Genomic DNA, 18,817 nt, shown 5'->3' on the forward strand with positions numbered 1-18,817 from the left:
TGCCGGGGCTGTTCACTTCGTCAGGATCAGCTTGCCCGCGCGGGTGATGCGCAGGTTGTAGACCTGGTCGCCCAATACGATCAGCGCCTGATTGCCGCCGGCAGTCAGCAATTCGGCGTCATATTCGGGCAGTCGTTGCAGGGCGGTCACGCCGGGACGCGTGAATTCGGCGGGGCGGGTCGCGGTCATGTCCAGTTCCTCGTTTCTGTCGCGGTGAGTGTAACCTGACAAATTTCCTAGGAGATGTCAAAGGAAAATAGTCGGGAATTTTCCCACCACATAACCCGTCGTTTTGAAAGCGAAAAGGCGGGCGCCACATGGGCGCCCGCCTTGCCGACGCCCCGAATGGGGCGGATTTACCGGCAGTTCCTAGTCCGCCCCAAGGCAATCGGCCAGCGCCTGGCCCATGTCGCGCAGAAGCTCCGCATAAAGCCCGGCGCCGGGAGTCGCGCCGGTCCCTTCGGGGTCGAGCGCGGCGCCCTGGCGGATTTCGCTGCCCTCGATCACCGCGGCAATCAGTTTCGGATCGTGATTCGCCTCGGGGAAAGCGCAGACCGCGCCCTCTTCGGCGATCTCGTCGCGAATCGCCCTGAGCCGCGCGGCCGAGGGCGTCGAGGCATCGCCAAGGCTGACCGCAATGGCCGGCTCCAGCCCGTAATGCTCGGTGAAATAGCCATAGGCGTCATGAAAGACGACGAAGCGCTTGCCTTGCGTGGGGGTCAGCGCCGATTTCAGTTCTTCGTCCAGTGCGGTGATTTCGTCGGCGGCCTTCGCGGCATTGGCGGCATAGACGCCTGCATTGTCCGGGTCGCGCCGGGACAGGGTCTCGGCGATGGCAGCAAGCCAGGCCTGCCCATTCGCCGGGTCCAGCCAGGCATGAGGATCGGTGCCGCTGTGGTCGTGGTCGTGATGCGCTTGCTCCTCGGCATGGCCGTGTCCATCATGCTCATGCTCATGCTCATGCTCATGCTCATGCTCATGCTCATGCTCATGCTCATGCTCATGCTCATGCTCATGCTCATGCTCATGCTCATGCTCGCCGCCGGCATAGTCCCGGCGATGCGTGGCGGGCAGGTCCAGCAGGGCCAGCATCTCGCCCTGCGCGGAAAAGCTGGTGACGGCCCGCTCCAGCCAGGGGGTCAGCTCGGGGCCGACCCAGATCAGCAGGTCGGCATCCTGCAAGCTGCGGGCCTGGCTGGGACGCAGCTGATAGCTGTGCGGATCGCCGCCGGCCTGCAGCAGGATCTCGGGCTGGCCCAGATCGCCCATGACCTGCTGCACCATGGCCCCGACGACGGGAATATCGGTCACCACCCGCGGGACTTCGGCCCGGGCGGGCAGGGCGGCGGTGCCAAGCGCAGCGGCAAGGACAAGGGAGGAAGGTCGGATCATGGCGGGACTCACTTGCGGAAACGCCAAGGTTATTTATGTTATATCGTAACCCGTCAAGCAAAAATGTAACGATATAACATCATGTCCACTTCGGAATCCCCGCCCGACCCGTTTCACGAGCACGACCACGCCCATTGCGCGGCGGCGGTGCTGCGCCGCGCCGAAGAGCAGGCAAGGACCGAAGGCGTGCGCCTGACCCCGGTGCGCCGCCGCGCGCTGGAGATCCTGCTGGAATCGCATCGCGCCATGGGCGCCTATGAGGTGCTGGAGCGGCTTTCGGCCGAAGGCTTCGGCAAGCAGCCCCCGGTGGCCTATCGGGCGCTGGATTTCCTGGTGGAGCAGGGGCTCGCGCATCGCGTGCAACGCCTGAACGCCTATGCCGCCTGCCTTTCGGCCAAGCGCGACCATTCGCCGGCCTTCCTGATCTGCCGCGGCTGCGAGCAGGTGGCCGAGGCCGAGGCGCCCGAGTTGCGCGCGGCGCTGGACGGGCTGGCCGGGGCGACGGGCTTCCGCATCGAGCGCAGCACCGTCGAACTGCTGGGCCTTTGCGCGCGCTGCACCGAGGCCGGCCTGTGACGCCGCTGATTTGCGCCGCCGACCTGTCGGTCAGCCATGGCGGCGATCTGCCGGTGCTGAGCCATGTCGATTTCCTGATCCGCCCGGGCGAGATCGTCACCGTGGTCGGCCCGAACGGCTCGGGCAAGTCGACGCTGGTGCGGGCGCTTCTGGGCCATGTCTCGCTGTCCTCGGGCCGGGTCGAGCGCGTGCCCGGGCTGCGCATCGGCTATGTCCCGCAGCGCGTGCATATCGAGCGGGCCATGCCGATGACCGTGCGCCGCTTCCTGTCGCTGCCGCGCCGGGTCGGCGATGCGCAGGCCGCCGCCGCGCTTGAGCGGACCGGCGTGCCGGGGCTTGAGGGCCGCCAGATCACCGCGCTGTCCGGCGGGCAGTTCCAGCGCGTCCTGCTGGCCCGCGCATTGCTCGGCGATCCGCAGCTTCTGGTGCTGGACGAGCCGACGCAGGGCCTGGACCAGCCCGGCATCGTCGCCTTCTACAAGTTGATCGAGGAGGTCAGGGCCGAAACCCGCGCCGCCGTGCTGATGGTCAGCCACGACCTCTTGGTGGTCATGCGCGCCTCGGACCGGGTGGTCTGCCTGAACGGCCATATCTGCTGCGAGGGCACGCCGCAGGCGGTCAGCGCCGCCCCCGCCTATCGCGCCCTGTTCGGCAGCGAGGCGCAGGGCACGTTGGCGCTTTACCAGCATCACCACGATCACGACCACGACCATGTCGCAGAGGGCCATCGCCACGGCCCGGCCTGCGCCCATCCGCATTGAGGTCCCATGCTTGACGATTTCCTGACCCGAGCCGCCCTGGCGGGCCTTGGCCTTGTGCTGGCGACGGGGGCGCTGGGTTCCTTCGTGGTCTGGCGGCGCATGGCCTATTTCGGCGATTCGACCGCCCATGCGGCGATTCTGGGCGTGGCGCTGAGCTTTGTCTTCTCGCTGCCGATCTATCTGGGCACGCTGGCGGTGGCCGTCGCCATGGCGCTGATCGTCGCGCAGCTTACGGCGCGGGGCCAGTCGATGGACACGGTGCTGGGCGTGCTGGCCCATAGCGCGCTGGCGCTGGGGCTGGTGGGCGTCAGCTTCGTGCCTTCGCTGCGGGTGGGGCTGGAGGCCTTTCTGTTCGGCGACATCCTTGCGGTGACGCGGGCCGACCTTGCCTGGATCTGGGCCGGTGCGACGGCGGTGCTGGGGCTGCTCATCTGGCGCTGGCAGCGGCTGGTGACGGCCTCGGTGAACGAGGAACTGGCCATGGCGGCGGGAATCGATCCGGCGCGCGAGCGGCTGATCCTGTCCCTGGCGCTGGCTGTGGTCGTGGCCATCGCGATTCGCATCGTCGGGGCGCTGCTGATTTCGGCCATGCTGATCGTGCCGGCCGCGGCGGCGCGGGGATTCTCTGCAACGCCCGAGCAGATGGCAGGTTCCGCCACCCTGATCGGTGCCATTTCGGTTCTCGGCGGGCTTTGGGCCAGCCTGTGGCTGGACACGCCGGCAGGCCCTTCGATCGTGGCGATTTCTGCAGCGATTTATGCCGTGACATTAGTGGTTTGCAGGAAATAACCTACGTATCGGAGCGGGCGGAAACTTGCGGGTTTCCGCCGATCCGATGGCGGCATCTCGCCTAACGGTGCAGGTGTTGGCTATTATGCAACAGTCGCCCGGGGCGCGCATGATTTCCCGATCAAGACCGCTTTCCAAGTCCTTGGGATTATGCGACTGTCGCAGCGATGTTGCCGGAAACGGCAGCCGTCAAAGTACTGAACGGAGCATGATCATGACCAAATTCGCTACCTTCGCCCTGGCCCTTGGCCTGTCGGCCTCGACCGCTCTCGCCGGTGGCTATGTTGCCCCGGTCGTTGAAGTCGAGCCGGTTGTCGTGGACGAGAAGCCCGCTTCGACCAACGCTGGCCTCGTCGTTCCGGCTCTGCTGCTGCTGGGCGTCATTGCCGCCGTCGCTTCGGACGACGACGACCACTGATCGCTGAGCGGAACCCGGGTTTCGCAAAGCTCAGAGGGGCTGGCCATTGGTCAGCCCTTTTTTTATTGCAGTCCGCCGCTGCCCGTCCTTGTCGTGATCCGCTGCACGGCCGGGCATGAAAAAACCGGCCGCAAGTGGGCCGGTTTTTCATCTTGCCTCTGACTGGCGACTGTCAGGGTCGCAGCGTCTGGATGGTGATGTAGCCCAGCCGCGGCCCGGCCCATTGCCGCGAGACCGGCAGATGCCCGCCCTGCGGCATGAAGTTGTTCTGGAAACGCGCCCCGTGGCCCTCGCAGCTTTCCACGATCACGCCGGGCTTCGGGCCCGGGCCGACGGTGCAGTCGAAGCTCAGCGGGCGCTCCAGCCCGTCGCCGCTGTAATAGCGCATGACGCGTTGGGCCGAGCCCGAACGGCCGGCGCGGATCAGCGCCTCGGTCTGCGGCTCGACGACCGAGAGGTCGTTGCCCAGGCCCCGCGTGCCGATCAGCATGCCGTCGCGCAGGATCAGGGCCTCTTTCGAAGGCGCCATATAGGTGCGCATCGCGCCGTTCTGCCCGGTCATCGCCATGACCTGCGTCCGGCCCAGCGATTCGAAGTTGACCATGACCAGCGGTGCGGGATTGACCCGCAGCGCCTCGGCGGCCATCTGCTCGGGCGTGCGTGGGGCGGCGGGGGCCTGTTCGGCCTCGCCGCCGCGCATCCCGCTCACGGCGCTGCCGGCGGTCCTGGCGGCGATCAGCAGGGGGTTTGCCTCCCTGCCGGTGTCGTCGTTGCCGCAGGCAGCAAGGCCCGCGATCAGCAGCACCGGCAGCACCGCCCGGTGGATGCGGGTCGTGATCATCGCCAGAACCTCCCCCAGCCTTGATAGAGTTTGACCGATTGCGCGTCCCGGACCTTGTCGTAGAGCCGGCCGTCCACGTTCACGCGCGCCCCGCCGTCGCGCGACAGCGACCGCAGCGTGCTGCTTGCGCGATCGCGCGACGGCGTGCCTGCGGCCCAGGAAATCGGCAGCGAGACGGTAATGCCCTTGTCGAACGAGCCGTTGCCGAATTCCTCGTCGCTCATGTCGGTCTTGGTCGCGAAGGCGCCGACGCGCCAGCCGTTGGCGAATTCGCGGGTCAGCGTGATGGTCGCGCCCTTGTCGCCGGCCAGATACTTGCCGACATCCAGCTGTGCCGTGAAGCCGTTGGCGAATTCGTAATAGGCCGACAGGTGCCCGGTCGTGACCTCGTAGTCGCGGAAGCCGAAGACGTCGTCGAAATCGCGCTTCTTCACATGGTTGACCTCGGCGCCGAAGGCCAGGGGCGAATTGGCGGGCTTCCACAGCATCTCGCCCGAGACGCCGCCATAGGCGCGCTCCAGAAGGCCGACCGTCACCCGCGTATAGACCTGCTCGGTCGGCTGGGCATACCAGGCCAAGGTCAGCTCGGGGATGGTAGGCGAGGTCCGGCCCGTATACATCCGGGTGTCGGAGCGCACGCGAGGAACCCCGTCGGGAGAGGTCTCCAGGCTCGGATCGGCCTTGTATTCCTCTGCGGTGTAGTGATCGCCCCTGACACCGCCATTCAGCTCCGGCGGAATCGCGGGACCGCTTTGGTCCATGTTCCCGAAGGCGCGCTGGCGCATGCTGCCCGACAGGACCAGGCCCGGCACAAGCTCGTAGCTGGCCTTGAGCTCGGCACCCATTTCGTAGCGCAGCGGATCCTCGGGGTCGAACAGGCCGATGTCGAGATAGGGCCCGAGGTTCCAGCGGAAGCGCGGGAACAGACCCTGCGTCGCCACCAGATCGCCCGGCCGCGGATCGGCATCGACCAGCGCGGAGGCACTGGCGATCCGCCCGGCCTCGGTATTCTCCAGCCGCTCGACATCCGAGCGTTTCAGCACCACCGACGAAGTCGCCATGCCCTCGGAGTTCGAGGTGATGACCAGCGTCTCGACCGAGGGGGGCAGGGCGCGGGTCATCAGCCGCGCGGTGCGGCCCACGGCCTCGGATTGCTGGATATAGCGGGTGTTGCGGATGCGCACCTCGGCCCGGTTCGCCGACAGTGCCATGGATTCGAGGATCTGCCCCTCATCGGCCAGCGCATCGGCCAGGACGGTCTGGATCGCCGGCTGTGCGGTCGGATCGGCCGACCAGGCGCCCGACCAGCCTTCGGGATCGGCCGAGGGCGCGGGGCGCGACCGCACCGGGGCCGGCGCCTTTTCCAGCCCCGAGGGGAAGGGCGCGTTGCGCGGGTTCAGCGCAAAGCTGAACTGCGCCCCGAACGTATCGCCGCCCAGCGTATAGAGGCCAAGCTGATAGCTGGGGCTGAAGGTGTAATAGGCGCCCAGGTTGAATTGGCTGCCCGGGGCTTCCTTCGTCTCCCTCTCGGTCTCGGGGGCGTATTTGTCGCTGGAATATTCGGCGACCAGGCTCAGCTTTTCGTTGACCTGCCAGGTGACCGAGCCGAAGGCCTTGGGACTGCCCGAGAACCATTGGTCGACATTGGGCTTGCCGCCCAGGTTGTCATCCGATTCGCGCATCTTGCCGGCCAGGCGGCCCCAGCCGACGCCAAGGCTGGCGCGGATGTTCGGGGTGATGGTCTTGCTGGCGACGACGTATTCGCCGGAATAGACCCCGGTTCCCAGGAAGTCCTGAAGCCCGACCGCGACGGCGGGCCGCCAGCCCGCCTCGTCCAGGACCTGGAAGCGGATGTCGAAGGACCGGTCCCAGATATGGTCCCCCAGGTCCTCGATATGGTCCTTCATGCCCTCGACCCGCGAATAGCGCAGCGCGGTGGTGATGCGCGGGTGCAGCTGGAACACGACGTTGTGGCGCCGTCCCAGCTCGTTATAGGATACGGTCCCGCCCAGGGTTCCGTCGGGCAGCATCTCGGCCGTCGGGGTTTCGACCCCGCCGGGCAGGCCGTAGCTGTTAAGCACATCGCCGATCATCGGATCGGTGCGGGCCGGGCCGGTGCCGAGACCCAGAAGCAGCGCTACCGGCACGGTCGAGGCCAGCAGGCGACGGGTAAGCATCGAATGGGCGCTCATCGGCGGCTCCTCTCAGGTCGCGGCCCGCTGCGGGCGGCAGGTGGTTCGGTGCCGCGGGCTTGGTCCTGCGGCACCCGGATCTGTGGCTTATTCGCTTGGTGCGGGCGGTTCGGGCAGGATCAGCGCGGGGGCGGGGACGCCGCCCGTCGTATCGGACCCGCTGCCGCCTGCCGCCGGGCTTTCCGAAGCCGGGGACGGGGCGGCGGGCGTGGACGAGGGTGCCCCGGCAGCCGGTGCGTCGGTCGTGGTGGTCCCCGTCGCCGGGGTGCCGGTTGCCGCGCCTTCGGTCGGGCTGCCTGCCGAGGGGGTGGTCGCCGGGGTCGTGGTGGGCGCCGCCGTCTCGGGTGCCGTCGTCTCGGGCGTGGCGGTTGCCGGGGCGGTGGCTCCGGTGGCCGCAGCCGCGGGAGCCGTCGTCGGGGCTTCGGCTGCCGGTGCGGCTTCGGGCTTTGCCGCTGGCGCCGCCGGTTTCGGCTGCGCCTTGGGCTTCGGCGCCGCGGACGAGGCGCGGACCTGCGCCTTGGGCATCGTGTCGGTGGGTGCCGCGCAACCGCTCAGGCGCTGGCTGCCGACGCGCAGCCGCGCGGTGAAGGGGGTCTTCTGGCCACCGGCTTCGCATTCCGCCGCCTGGATGTTCAGCGCAAAGACCGAACCGTTCATTGTGCCGATGAACTCGACGCCGCGGCCATAGACCATGCGGCGCACGGTGACGCCGACCGATCTTGCGCCGGGGCGTTCATAGACGGCGGTCTTGTCGGCGGCGGTCACGGTCCAGCCGCTGCCTGCGGCACGGAACATTGCGGTGCTCAGCGTGCTGGCCTCGGCGGTGGCGATGGGCTTGCCTTCGGTCCCCGTCTCGATCGGCTGCTCCAGCGGCGATACGGTGGGCGGGCCGGAATGGCCCTGCGCCTCGGGCTCGTCGGATTTCTGGAAGGGCAGTTCGCCGCAGGCGGCAAGGGCCACAGTCATCGAGAGGACGGCGAATGCCGAACGGAATTTCATCTGCTCTGTCCCGGTTCCATGGGTTTTGCTTATGCTGATTGGCTACAGGAAGCCCGGGACTTGGGCAAGCGCCGACAAGCCCCGACCGCCGCCAGGGCCCGGGTTTGCGCGATTCTTCGCACGCGGTCAGCAGTTGGGCACGTTGACGGCCAGACCGCCCAGCGAGGTCTCCTTGTATTTGTCGCTCATGTCGCGGCCGGTCTGGCGCATGGTCTCGATGGCGGCGTCCAGCGGCACGAAATGCTGGCCGTCGCCGCGCAGCGCCAGGCTGGCGGCCGAGACCGCCTTGATGGCGCCAAGGCCGTTCCTTTCGATGCAGGGCACCTGCACCAGTCCCTTTACCGGGTCGCAGGTCATGCCCAGGTGATGCTCCAGCGCGATCTCGGCGGCGTTCTCGACCTGGGTGACGGTGCCGCCCATCGCGGCGCAGATCCCTGCCGCCGCCATGGCGCTGGCCGAGCCGACCTCGGCCTGGCAGCCGCATTCCGCGCCTGAGATCGAGGCGTTGTGCTTGATCAGCCCGCCGATGGCCGCGGCGGTCAGCAGGAACTCGTCGAGCTGGCGCTCGGACGCGTCAGGCACATGGTCCAGCCAATAGCGGATCACCGCCGGCACCACGCCCGCCGCGCCGTTCGTCGGCGCGGTCACGACTTGGCCGCCGGCCGCGTTCTCCTCGTTCACGGCCATGGCATAGATCGACATCCAGTCGTTGATGACATGCGGCGCGGTCAGGTTCATGCCGGCCTCGGCCTTCAGCGCCTCGTGGATGCCGGCGGCGCGGCGGCGGATCGACAGCCCGCCGGGCAGGATGCCGCCCGTCGCAAGCCCCCGGTCCATGCAGTCGCGCATCACCTGCCAGATGCGGCGGATGCCGGCTGAAATCTCGGCATCGCTGCGAAAGACCCGCTCGTTCTCGCGTTTCATCTGGGCGATGGACTTGCCCGATCTTTCGGCCATCTCCAGCATCTCGGCCGCCGAGGCGAAGGGGAAGGGCACCTTGGGCGAGGCATCCGAGCGGGTGTCGTCGCCGCGCGCCGCCAACTCGCCCTCGGTCAGCACGAAGCCGCCGCCGATCGAGTAATAGACCTCGCGAAAGATCACGTCGCCCTGGGCGTCGGTCGCCATCAGGATCATGCCGTTGGCATGGCCGGGCAGGGCGTGGTCGTAGTCGAAGATCAGGTCGCGCATCGGGTCGAAGGCCAGATCGCCCAGGTCGCGCGGCGACAGGATCTTCGTCTCGCGGTTTTTCTCCAGCACGGCCTCGGCCGCCTCGGCATCCATGGTTTCGGGCAGGAATCCGGCCAGGCCAAGGATGGTGGCGCGGTCGGTGGCGTGGCCCTTGCCGGTGAAGGCCAGGCTGCCGTGCAGGCTGGCGCGCAGCCCGTGCGCGCGAAAGGGCTGTTCGCGCAGCGCGTCCAGAAAGCGTCCTGCGGCCACCATCGGCCCCATGGTATGGGACGAGGACGGGCCGACTCCGATCTTGAAGATGTCGAAGACGGAAAGAAACATCGCGCACTCCCTGGCTGGCGCGGAAAGCCTAGCCGCCGCGCGCCCGACAGGCCAGCGCGGTTGCGACAGCGGACTTGAAGCTCCGCGACATTTGACGAAACCGTGCCTGCCGACTATTTAGGCATCAAGCATGAAAAAGCGGCAAATTCCGTCACGGCAGGAAAGCCTGCCGATCGGGCACGCGCCGTTTTCTTTCGCATTCCCGCCGGCTGGCCTACGAGTTCTCCCATGACACTGCCCGAACCCATCACTCTCGGCTCCGTGCGGCTTGGCCCGCCGGTCTTTCTGGCGCCCATGGCCGGGATCACCGACCTGCCGTTCCGCCGCGCCGTCGCGCGCCATGGCGGGGCCGGGCTGATGGTCAGCGAGATGGTCGCCTCGACCGAGATGGTGACGCCGCGCCCCTCGACCCGCGCCGCCGTGCGCGCAAAGGCGCTGACCGAGGGCGCGCTGCCCGTTTCGGTCCAGATCGCCGGTCGCGAGGCCGGCGCCATGGCCGAGACGGCACGGATCGTGGCCGGCATGGGCGCGCGCATCGTGGACATCAACATGGGCTGCCCGGCGAAGAAGGTGACGGGAGGGCTGTCCGGCGCCGCGCTGATGCGCGACCTCGACCATGCGCTGGGGCTGATCGATGCGGTGGTCGCCGCGGTGCCCGACCTGCCGGTGACGCTGAAGATGCGGCTGGGCTGGGACGGCGATTGCCTGAATGCGCCGGACCTTGCGCGCCGCGCCGCCGGGGCGGGGGTCGGGATGCTGACCGTGCATGGCCGCACGCGGGCGCAGTTCTATACCGGCAGTGCCGACTGGGCGGCGATCCGCGCCGTGGCGAACCTGCCGGGCCGCCCGCCGCTGGTCGCCAATGGCGACGTGGTGGATGCGGCCTCGGCCCGCGCGGCCCTGCGGCAATCGGGCGCCGAGGCCGTCATGGTCGGCCGCGGCGCGCAAGGTGCGCCCTGGCGGCTGGCGCAGATCGCGCATGAGCTTTGGGGCACGCCCGCGCCGGATGTGCCGCAGGGCGCGCGGCTGGCCGAGGCGGTGGCCGAGCATTACGACGACATCCTGTCGCTTTACGGGCGCGAACTGGGGCTGCGCGTCGCCCGCAAGCACCTGGGCTGGTATGCCGAGGCGAACGGCGCCCCGAACCGCGCCGAGCTTCTGCGCGCGCCCACGCCCGAGGCTGCGCTGGCCGCGATCCGCGCCGGCTTCGGCGATGCCGATGCCGCGCCGGGCGATGCGGTCCATGCCAACGCACAGGCGACCGAGGTGCCTTCATGACCAGCCGGGCCGGGTCCGACATGCTGCCCGATCCCGAGATGGAGACCGGCGGCGGCTTTGTCCCGGCCGAGGTCGGGCCGAACTGGTCGGCGCTTCCGCTGCCCGCGATCATCCTGGACGCACAGGGCCGCATCGCCGCGATGAACGACCTGGCCGAGGCTTTCCTGAACATCTCCTGCCGCTCGTCGCTGGGACAGGCGCTGGAGGGGCCCGAGATGCTCAAGCGGCTGCGCATCGTGCCCCGGCTCGGCGCGATCCTGGAACGCATGCGCGAGGGGCACGAGGCGCTGAACCGCGCCGGGGTGCGCTTCGAGATCGGCGACCGCTCGGGCGGGCATTCCGACCGCATCGCCACCGTCCATGCCGGCCAGGCCCCCAGCCCCGAGGGCGGCACCGTCATCCTGCTGGCGCCTGCCGACGGCGGCGGCCGGCTGGGGCAGGGGCAGGCGGCGCGATCCGCCGCGCGCTCGGCCATCGGCATGGCCGAGATGCTGGCGCATGAGATCAAGAACCCGCTGGCCGGCATCCGCGGCGCGGCGCAGTTGATCGGCATGAACCTCAAGGCCGAGGATCGCGACCTCGCCGACCTGATCGTCGCGGAATCGCGCCGCATCGTCGAATTGCTGGACCAGGTGGAACGCTTCGGCGACACCTCGGCGCCCCGGCTCTCGGCCGTGAACATCCATGACGTACTGGAGCGCGTGCGCCGCTCGGCCGCGGTGGGCTTCGGCAAGGGGTTGCGCATCGTGCCCGACTACGACCCCTCGCTGCCGCCGGCGCTGGTCGATGCCGATCAGCTGGTGCAGGTCTGCCTGAATCTCGTCAAGAACGCCGCCGAGGCTATCGGTCGGGCGCGGCAGGGCGGCACCATCCGCCTGCGCAGCCTCTACGACGGCACCCTGCGCCTTGCGCCGACCGAGGCCGAGCCGCAGGGCCGCAGCCTGCCCCTGCAGATCGAGATCGAGGACGACGGCCCGGGCATTCCCGAGGCCATCATGGGCGAGGTTTTCGAGCCCTTCGTCTCGGGGCGCGAGAACGGCACCGGCCTCGGCCTCGCGCTGGTCTCCAAGATCGTCACCGACCATGGCGCCTGGATCGCACTGGAATCCCGCCCCGGTCGCACCGTTTTCCGCATTTCACTGCCCAAAGCCTGAGGTTTTCCATGGACGGCACCGTTCTGATCGCTGACGACGACCGCACCATCCGCACGGTCCTGACCCAGGCCCTGACCCGGGCCGGCTGTCGGGTCCATGCCACCGGCTCGCTGTCGCAGTTGCTGCGCTGGGTCGAGGAGGGGCGCGGCGATCTGGTCGTCACCGACGTGATGATGCCCGACGGCAACGGCATCGACATGATCCCGGCGATCCGCAAGGCGCGGCCCGACCTGCCGGTGATCGTGATCTCGGCCCAGAACACCATCGTCACCGCCATTCGCGCCACCGAGGCGGCGGCCTTCGACTACCTGCCCAAGCCCTTCGACCTGCCTGACCTGATGGCGCGGGCCGGCCAGGCGCTGTCGCGCCGGGTGCGCAGGTCCGACCCGGCGCCCGCCGCGGCGGCACCCGCGCCCGAGGCCGGCGCCGACCCGGCCCTGCCGCTGATCGGTCATGCGCCCTCGATGCAGAACCTGTTTCGCATGGTGGCGCGTGTGCTCAATGCCGACCTGCCGGTGATCGTCGCCGGCGAGGCGGGGGTGGGCAAGACCGTGGTCGCCCGCTCGTTCCACGACCTCTCCGACCGGCGCGAGGCGGGGCTGGTGGTGCTGACCGCGGCCGACCTGTCCGAAGAGGCCATCCACAACGTCGCCGAGCGGGCGCAGGGCGGCACGCTGCTGATCGAGGACCCGGCCGGCTTCGACGCCGCCGCCCAGGCAAGGCTGATCGGCATGATCGAGGCATGGGAGGTCGGCCCCGGCCGCAACCTGATGCCGCGCCTTGTTTCGACCACCGGCCCCGACCCGCAGGCGGACGTGGCCGCGGGCCGGCTGCGGGCGGACCTGTATTACCGTCTGGCCGGGGTGACGATCACCGTGCCGCCGCTGCGGGCGCGGGTCGACGACATCCCGCCGCTGGCGCGGCACCTGCTGGCCCGTGCCGCCGCGCAGGGCCTGCCGCAGCGCAAGCTTTCCGAGGGCGCGACGGCGCTGATCCGCGCCTATCCCTTTCCCGGCAACGTGCGCGAGCTGGAAAACCTGATGCGGCGGTTGGCGCTGACCGCCGCGGCGGCCGAGATCAGCGAGGCCGAGGCCCGCACCGCGCTGGCGCAATCCAGCCCCATCATGCCGCAGGCCCCGGCCGCCGTGCCGACCTCGGCCGCCGGCACGATCAGCCCGGCCGCCCCGGTCACGCCGCTGGGCGAGCCCGCCAACATGCGGCTGGCGCAATCGGTCGAGATGCATCTGCAACGCTATTTCGACCTGCACGGCGACGACCTGCCGCCCCCGGGCCTTTACGACCGCATCCTGCGCGAGATCGAAAAGCCGCTGCTGGAGATCGCGCTGGACGCCACCGGCGGAAATCAGCTGCGTTGTGCCGATCTTCTGGGCATAAACCGCAATACGCTGCGCAAGAAACTGACCGATCTGAATATCGAGGTGACACGGCGCCGCAAACTGATGTAAAACGGCCACAGATGGCCTTGCGAGAGTCGCTGAACGGCCACAGAACGGCCGCGGACACAGCGGCGAAACCGTGAGGACGGGCAAGGTGGCGGGAACGCTGTCCAAGGGCACATGGGAACGCGTCGCACGGCTGCGGCGCCTGCGGCTCTATCGCAATACCGCAACGCTTGGCCTCGCCCTGCTGGGGCCGGCGCTGGCCGGGCTGACCTTTGCGGTGATGGGGCCGTTTGCCGATTCAACCTCGGGCGGCACGGTGCTGCGGCTGGTGCTGCTGGCGGACCTGCTTTACCTGATCGTGCTGACCGGGCTTGTCGTGGCGCGCATGGCGCAGATCGTCGCGGCGCGGCGCAAGTCGGCCGCAGGCTCGCGGCTGCACATGCGGCTGGTGGGCGTCTTTGCCACCATCGCGCTGGTGCCGACCGTGCTGGTCGCGCTGTTCGCCGGGCTGACGGTGAATATCGGGCTGGAGGGCTGGTTCTCGAACCGGGTGCAGCAGGTGGTTTCGACCTCGCTGGCGGCGGCCGAGGCCTATCAGGATGAGCATCGCCGAGACCTGACCAACGACGCCAAGCTGCTTGCGGGCGCGCTGACCCAGGCGGCGCGGCAGAACCCGATGCTGGACGATGGCGAGTTGCGGCTGCTCTTGGGGCAGGGCCAGGCGCTGATCCAGCGCGGCCTGCGCGAAGCCTATGTCATCGACGGCCGCGGCACGATCCGCGCGCGCGGCGAGCGCAGCTACCAGTTCTGGTATGAGGAGCCCTCGCCCGTCCAGTTCGACGAGGCCGCGACCCGCGGGCTGGTGCTGATCGAGGATTGGCAGAACAACGAGTTCCGCGCCCTGGTGCCGCTGGTGCCGCTGGCCGATCGCTACCTTTACGTCACCCGCGACGTGGATGGCAGCCTTTTGGGCCTGCTGGACGACACCCGGCAGACCGTCGGCGACTATCAGCGGCTGGAGCAGGAGCGCGGCCGGGTCCTGTTCGAGTTTTCCCTGCTTTATCTTGGGTTTGCGCTGCTTCTGGTGGCGGCGGCGATGTGGCTTGGCCTGTGGTTCGCCGACCGGCTGTCGCGGCCCATCGGCCGGCTGGCCGAGGCATCCGAGCAGGTGGGCGAGGGCAACCTGGACTTCCAGATACCTGCGCCCGACACGGGCGACGAGATCCAGACCCTGGGCGAAAGCTTCAACCGCATGACCCGGCAGCTCAAGCAACAGCGGCAGGAACTGGTCGAAAGCTACCGAGCCGCCGACGACCAGCGCCGGCTGTTCGATTCCGTGCTGTCCTCGGTCACTGCCGGGGTGATCGGCCTGGATGCGGCGGGCGAGATCGATTTCCTGAACCGTTCGGCCACCCGGCTCCTGGGGCTGGACCCGGCGACGGCGCATGACCGGCTGCTGTCCGAGGCGGTGCCGGAATTCGCGCCGCTCTTCGAACGGCTGGCGCAGTCGGTCAATGAATCGGTGCAGGACGAGATCCGCCTGACGCGCGAGGGCAGGGTGGAAAGCCTGCTGGTCCGCATGGCGATCCGCCGCGGCGCGGCCGGCGGGCTGGAGGGCTATGTGGTGGCGCTGGACGACGTGACCGACCTGGTCTCGGCGCAGCGCATGGCGGCCTGGGGCGACGTGGCCCGCCGCGTGGCGCATGAGATCAAGAACCCGCTGACCCCGATCCAGCTTTCGGCCGAGCGGCTGAAGCGCAAGTTCGGCCCCATCGCCGGTGAGGAACGCGAGGCGCTGGAGCAATATACCGAGGTCATCATCCGCCAGACCAACGACCTGCGCCGGATCGTCGACGAATTCTCGCGCTTCGCCCGCATGCCCGAGCCGGACCGCAAGGAAACCGACATCGCCAAGCTGCTGCGCGATGCCGAACTGATGCAGCGCGACGCACTGCAAGGGGCTCTGGTCTCGGACATCCCCGACGAGCCGGTGATCGTCGATGCCGATGCCGGCATGATGCGGCAGGTCTTTACGAACCTGTTGAAGAATGCCGGGGAGGCCATTGACGAGTTGCGGGAAAATCCACCGGAAGATTGGACTCCCCAGGTCCATGTCAAGCTGCGCGTGGCCCCGGATTCCGTTGCCATCCGCATCACCGACAACGGTCCCGGCCTGCCGGACGACCGCACCCGGCTGTTCGAACCCTACGTCACGATGAAACCCGGCGGCACCGGCCTCGGCCTGCCGATCGTCAAGAAGATCGTCGAAGAGCACGGCGGCAGCCTGATGCTGACCGATGCCCCCGAGGGCCGCGGTGCCATGGCCGAGATCCGTCTGCCGCGCGAGCGCCAGCCGGTGCGCCTGTCCGCGCGCCGCCACAAACACGAGCAGGAAACACTGAAATGAGCGATATTCTGATTGTCGATGACGAGCGGGACATCCGCGAACTGATTTCCGACATCCTGCGCGACGAGGGCTTCTCGACCCGCCTCGCCGCCAATTCCGACCAGGCGGTGGCCGAACTGAACGCGGCAGAGCCGGCGCTGATGATCCTCGACATCTGGCTCAAGGACAGCAAGATGGACGGGATCGACATTCTCAAGCAGGTCAAGCGCAACAACCCGGACGTGCCGGTGGTCATCATCTCGGGCCACGGCAATATCGAGATCGCGGTGGCGGCGATCAAGCAGGGCGCATACGACTTCATCGAGAAGCCCTTCAACATCGACCAGTTGCTGGTGGTGATCCGCCGCGCCATGGAGACGGCGCGCCTGCGCCGCGAGAACGCGACGCTGAAGCGCGGCGAGGCACGGGCGGCCGAGATGCTGGGCAATTCTGCGCCCTTCCGCAGGCTGCGCGAACAGCTCGACAAGGTGGCGAAATCGAACGGCCGGGTGATGCTGACCGGCGAGCCGGGGGCGGGCAAGGAGATCGCCGCGCGCTATGTCCACGCCCAGAGCCCGCGGGCGCGCGAGCCCTTCGTCACCGTGCCCTGCGCCACCATCGAGCCCGAGCACATGGAGGAGGTGCTGTTCGGCCGCGAGACCGCCGAACGCGGCATCGAGCCGGGCCTGCTGGAGCAGGCGCATGGCGGGGTGATCTATTTCGACGAGGTGGCGGACATGCCGCTGGGCACCCAGCCTAAGATCCTGCGCGTGCTGACCGAGCAGCAGTTCCAGCGCGCCGGCGGCACCGACAAGGTGCGGGTGGACCTGCGGGTGATTTCCTCGACCAATCGCGACCTTGCGGCCGAGATCGCCGCCGGCCGCTTCCGGCAGGAACTCTACGACCGGCTGAACGTGGTGCCGGTGGCGGTGCCGTCGCTTGCGGAGCGCCGCGACGACATCCCGATGCTGGCCACGCATTTCATCGAACTGTTCCACGCCAGCCAGGGCCTGCCGCAGCGCGCCCTGCCCGAGGAAACCAGTGCTGCGCTGCAGGCGATGAACTGGCCGGGCAATATCCGCCAGCTGCGCAACGTGATCGAGCGCGTGCTGATCCTGGGCGACGGGACCGGGCCGATCCAACCCTCGGAACTGGAAAGCCAGAATGGCAGCGCCGGCACCAGCGAGGCCTTAGCGCTCGGCCCGCAGATCACCAGCCTGGCGCTGCGCGAGGCCCGCGAGCTTTTCGAGCGCGAATACCTGCTGGCGCAGATCAACCGCTTCGGCGGCAATATCAGCCGCACGGCGCAATTCGTCGGTATGGAGCGCTCGGCCCTGCATCGCAAGCTCAAGTCGCTGGGCGTCGTCGGCGGCATGCGCGTCGAGGAGGAGATGATGGGGAAATGACGCGCGAGCCGCACCGTCGCATGAGTATTTGAAGAACGAAGAAGCCGAAGCGTTGCGCCCCGGCCACCCCCGCGGTTCAGGCAGGACAGGTTTTGGCCAAATGGCCGGGGCGACTTCTCCGTTCGCGGTCATCGGCTCTCCAGCCTGTACCGCGCGGCCATTCTGATCGCTAAAGATTAAGGAGTGCTTAACGGCTTCTTCGTTCCATAAATACTCATGCGATCGTTCGGCCGGCGCCATCGGTGCAGCGCTCGCGCCGGCGTTTTCCCTGTATCGGTCGCTGGCGCCTCGCGCTAGGATCGCGTCTCACCAAGGGCATGAACCGGGGTCGGAATGAAGATCATCATCTGCGGTGCTGGGCAGGTCGGCTGGCATATCGCGCGCCATCTTGCGGGCGAGCGCAACGATGTCACCATCATCGACACCAATGCCGAGCTGATCCGGCGGGCCACCGACGCGCTGGACGTGCAGGGCGTGACCGGCTTCGCCAGCCATCCCGACGTGCTGGACCGTGCGGGCGCGCGCGACGCCGACCTGATCATTGCTGCGACCCATTCGGATGAAGTCAACATGGTCACCTGCCAAGTGGCCCATTCCGTCTTCCAGGTGCCGCGCAAGATCGCGCGGCTGCGCAGTTCGGCCTATCTGGACGCGATCTATTCCGATCTCTACCGCACCGATCACCTGCCCATCGACGTGGTCATCAGCCCCGAGCGCGAGGTGGCGCGGGCGGCGATGCAGCGGCTTTCGGCGCCCTCGACCTTCGATGCCGAGACCTTTCTGGAGGGGCGGCTGCATCTTCTGGGGATCTCGCTCGAGCCCGACAGCCCGGTGCTGAACACGCCCCTGCGCCAGCTCAACGACATGTTCATCAGTCTCAGTGCCGTCGTGGCCGGGGTGCGGCGCGGCGGCAAGCTGTTCGCGCCCGAGCCGGGCGACCAGCTTTTCGAGGGCGACCAGGTCTATGTCTTCACCCTGACAGAAGACGTCGCGCGCACGCTGGAGATTTTCGGCAAGCCCATGGCCAAGCAGGAAAGCGTGGTCATCATCGGCGCCGGCAACGTGGGCCTGGCCGTCGCGCAATCGCTGGAAGCGCGTCCCGAGCGCATCCGCGTCAAGCTGATCGAGCGCAGCCGTGCCCGGGCCGAGGATGCCGCCGATGCGCTGAACCGCACCATCGTGCTCAATGGCGACGGGCTCTCGGCCGAATTGCTGGAGGAGGCCGCCGTGCCGCGCGCCGACGCGGTTCTGGCCATCACCGATGATGACAAGACCAACATCCTTGCCGCCGTGCGCGCCAAGCAGGCCGGCGCCAAGCTCGCGATCTCGCTGGTCAACGACCCGACGCTGATGTCGTTGATGGAGCCCCTGGACATCGACGCCTTCATCAACCCGCGCGCCAGCACCGTCTCGACCATCCTGCGCCATATCCGGCACGGGCGGGTGCGCGACATCTATTCCATCGGCGACGCCGAGGCCGAGGTGATCGAGGCGCAGGTGCTTTCGACCTCGCCCATCGCGGGCCGGGCGGTGCGCGACATCGAGTTTCCCGAAGGCGCGCTGATGGGCGCCGTGCGCAAGGGCGAGCGCGTGGTCAAGCCGACGGGCGACCTGCGCATCGAAGAGGGCGACATCGTGGTGATCTTCGCGCTCGTCTCCGACATTCCCGAGGTCGAGCGCCTGCTTCAGGTCTCGATCGACTTCTTCTGAGGC

General features: G+C 68.4%; 16 protein-coding genes. 10 read left to right on the forward strand and 6 right to left on the reverse strand.

The window, feature by feature from the left end; genetic code table 11:
• Nucleotides 1-12: 12 nt before the first annotated feature.
• Together hemP and QPR87_RS04285 are read right to left on the reverse strand one after the other, a co-directional pair.
• Nucleotides 13-189: a hemin uptake protein HemP gene (hemP, locus tag QPR87_RS04280; RefSeq protein WP_010394206.1), complete on the reverse strand. Its 177-nt coding sequence runs from the start codon at nt 187-189 to the stop codon at nt 13-15.
• Nucleotides 190-369: 180 nt separating this feature from the next.
• Nucleotides 370-1,392 (reverse strand): zinc ABC transporter substrate-binding protein, encoded by a 1,023-nt coding sequence (locus QPR87_RS04285; RefSeq protein ID WP_285048514.1) that lies wholly within the window; start codon nt 1,390-1,392, stop codon nt 370-372.
• 81 nt (nt 1,393-1,473) lie between these two features.
• Here QPR87_RS04285 and QPR87_RS04290 point away from each other — a divergent pair, with 81 nt between their 5' ends.
• The 4 genes from QPR87_RS04290 (at nt 1,474) to QPR87_RS04305 (ending at nt 3,936) form a co-directional block, all read left to right on the forward strand.
• Complete coding sequence (locus QPR87_RS04290) at nt 1,474-1,968, forward strand: Fur family transcriptional regulator (RefSeq protein WP_285048515.1); 495 nt, start codon at nt 1,474-1,476, stop codon at nt 1,966-1,968.
• Nucleotides 1,965-2,729: a metal ABC transporter ATP-binding protein gene (locus tag QPR87_RS04295; protein WP_011750368.1), complete on the forward strand. Its 765-nt coding sequence runs from the start codon at nt 1,965-1,967 to the stop codon at nt 2,727-2,729. The genes QPR87_RS04290 and QPR87_RS04295 overlap by 4 nt, the downstream gene beginning before the upstream one ends.
• Nucleotides 2,730-2,735: 6 nt before the next feature.
• Entirely contained in the window at nt 2,736-3,518 is a 783-nt protein-coding gene (locus QPR87_RS04300; RefSeq protein ID WP_011750367.1) for an iron chelate uptake ABC transporter family permease subunit, read from the forward strand.
• Between the two features lie 214 nt (nt 3,519-3,732).
• Nucleotides 3,733-3,936 carry a hypothetical protein gene (locus QPR87_RS04305; protein ID WP_371862662.1) on the forward strand — a complete coding sequence of 68 codons (204 nt, stop codon included), beginning with the start codon at nt 3,733-3,735 and terminating at the stop codon, nt 3,934-3,936.
• Nucleotides 3,937-4,108: 172 nt separating this feature from the next.
• Here QPR87_RS04305 and QPR87_RS04310 read toward each other — a convergent pair whose 3' ends face one another.
• The 4 genes from QPR87_RS04310 to QPR87_RS04325 all read right to left on the reverse strand — a co-directional run bounded on the left by QPR87_RS04310 (nt 4,109) and on the right by QPR87_RS04325 (nt 9,477).
• Nucleotides 4,109-4,777 carry a YjbF family lipoprotein gene (locus tag QPR87_RS04310; protein WP_011750365.1) on the reverse strand — a complete coding sequence of 223 codons (669 nt, stop codon included), beginning with the start codon at nt 4,775-4,777 and terminating at the stop codon, nt 4,109-4,111.
• Nucleotides 4,774-6,969: a YjbH domain-containing protein gene (locus QPR87_RS04315; RefSeq protein WP_285048518.1), complete on the reverse strand. Its 2,196-nt coding sequence runs from the start codon at nt 6,967-6,969 to the stop codon at nt 4,774-4,776. The genes QPR87_RS04310 and QPR87_RS04315 overlap by 4 nt, the downstream gene beginning before the upstream one ends.
• A gap of 87 nt (nt 6,970-7,056) precedes the next feature.
• The gene (locus QPR87_RS04320) at nt 7,057-7,968 is read right to left on the reverse strand and encodes a hypothetical protein (protein WP_230999880.1); all 912 of its coding nucleotides are present in this window, start codon (nt 7,966-7,968) and stop codon (nt 7,057-7,059) included.
• A 126-nt stretch (nt 7,969-8,094) separates the two neighbouring features.
• Entirely contained in the window at nt 8,095-9,477 is a 1,383-nt protein-coding gene (locus QPR87_RS04325) for an L-serine ammonia-lyase (RefSeq protein ID WP_285048520.1), read from the reverse strand.
• A 228-nt stretch (nt 9,478-9,705) separates the two neighbouring features.
• Between QPR87_RS04325 and dusB the strand changes: the two genes are divergently transcribed.
• The 6 genes from dusB to trkA all read left to right on the forward strand — a co-directional run bounded on the left by dusB (nt 9,706) and on the right by trkA (nt 18,814).
• On the forward strand, nt 9,706-10,755 hold the full coding sequence (dusB, locus tag QPR87_RS04330) for a tRNA dihydrouridine synthase DusB (protein WP_011750361.1): 1,050 nt from the start codon (nt 9,706-9,708) through the stop codon (nt 10,753-10,755).
• The gene (locus QPR87_RS04335; RefSeq protein ID WP_011750360.1) at nt 10,752-11,909 is read left to right on the forward strand and encodes a two-component system sensor histidine kinase NtrB; all 1,158 of its coding nucleotides are present in this window, start codon (nt 10,752-10,754) and stop codon (nt 11,907-11,909) included. Before dusB ends, QPR87_RS04335 begins: the two co-directional genes overlap by 4 nt.
• 8 nt (nt 11,910-11,917) lie before the next feature.
• Nucleotides 11,918-13,375 carry a response regulator gene (locus QPR87_RS04340; RefSeq protein ID WP_285048522.1) on the forward strand — a complete coding sequence of 486 codons (1,458 nt, stop codon included), beginning with the start codon at nt 11,918-11,920 and terminating at the stop codon, nt 13,373-13,375.
• 85 nt (nt 13,376-13,460) lie between these two features.
• Nucleotides 13,461-15,719 (forward strand): sensor histidine kinase NtrY-like, encoded by a 2,259-nt coding sequence (locus QPR87_RS04345; RefSeq protein ID WP_011750358.1) that lies wholly within the window; start codon nt 13,461-13,463, stop codon nt 15,717-15,719.
• Nucleotides 15,716-17,104: a nitrogen assimilation response regulator NtrX gene (gene ntrX, locus QPR87_RS04350; protein WP_011750357.1), complete on the forward strand. Its 1,389-nt coding sequence runs from the start codon at nt 15,716-15,718 to the stop codon at nt 17,102-17,104. Before QPR87_RS04345 ends, ntrX begins: the two co-directional genes overlap by 4 nt.
• 333 nt (nt 17,105-17,437) lie before the next feature.
• Complete coding sequence (trkA, locus tag QPR87_RS04355; RefSeq protein ID WP_011750356.1) at nt 17,438-18,814, forward strand: Trk system potassium transporter TrkA; 1,377 nt, start codon at nt 17,438-17,440, stop codon at nt 18,812-18,814.
• Nucleotides 18,815-18,817 lie beyond the last annotated feature (3 nt).

This window comes from Paracoccus sp. SSJ, from assembly GCF_030234105.1.
Lineage (GTDB): Bacteria > Pseudomonadota > Alphaproteobacteria > Rhodobacterales > Rhodobacteraceae > Paracoccus > Paracoccus denitrificans.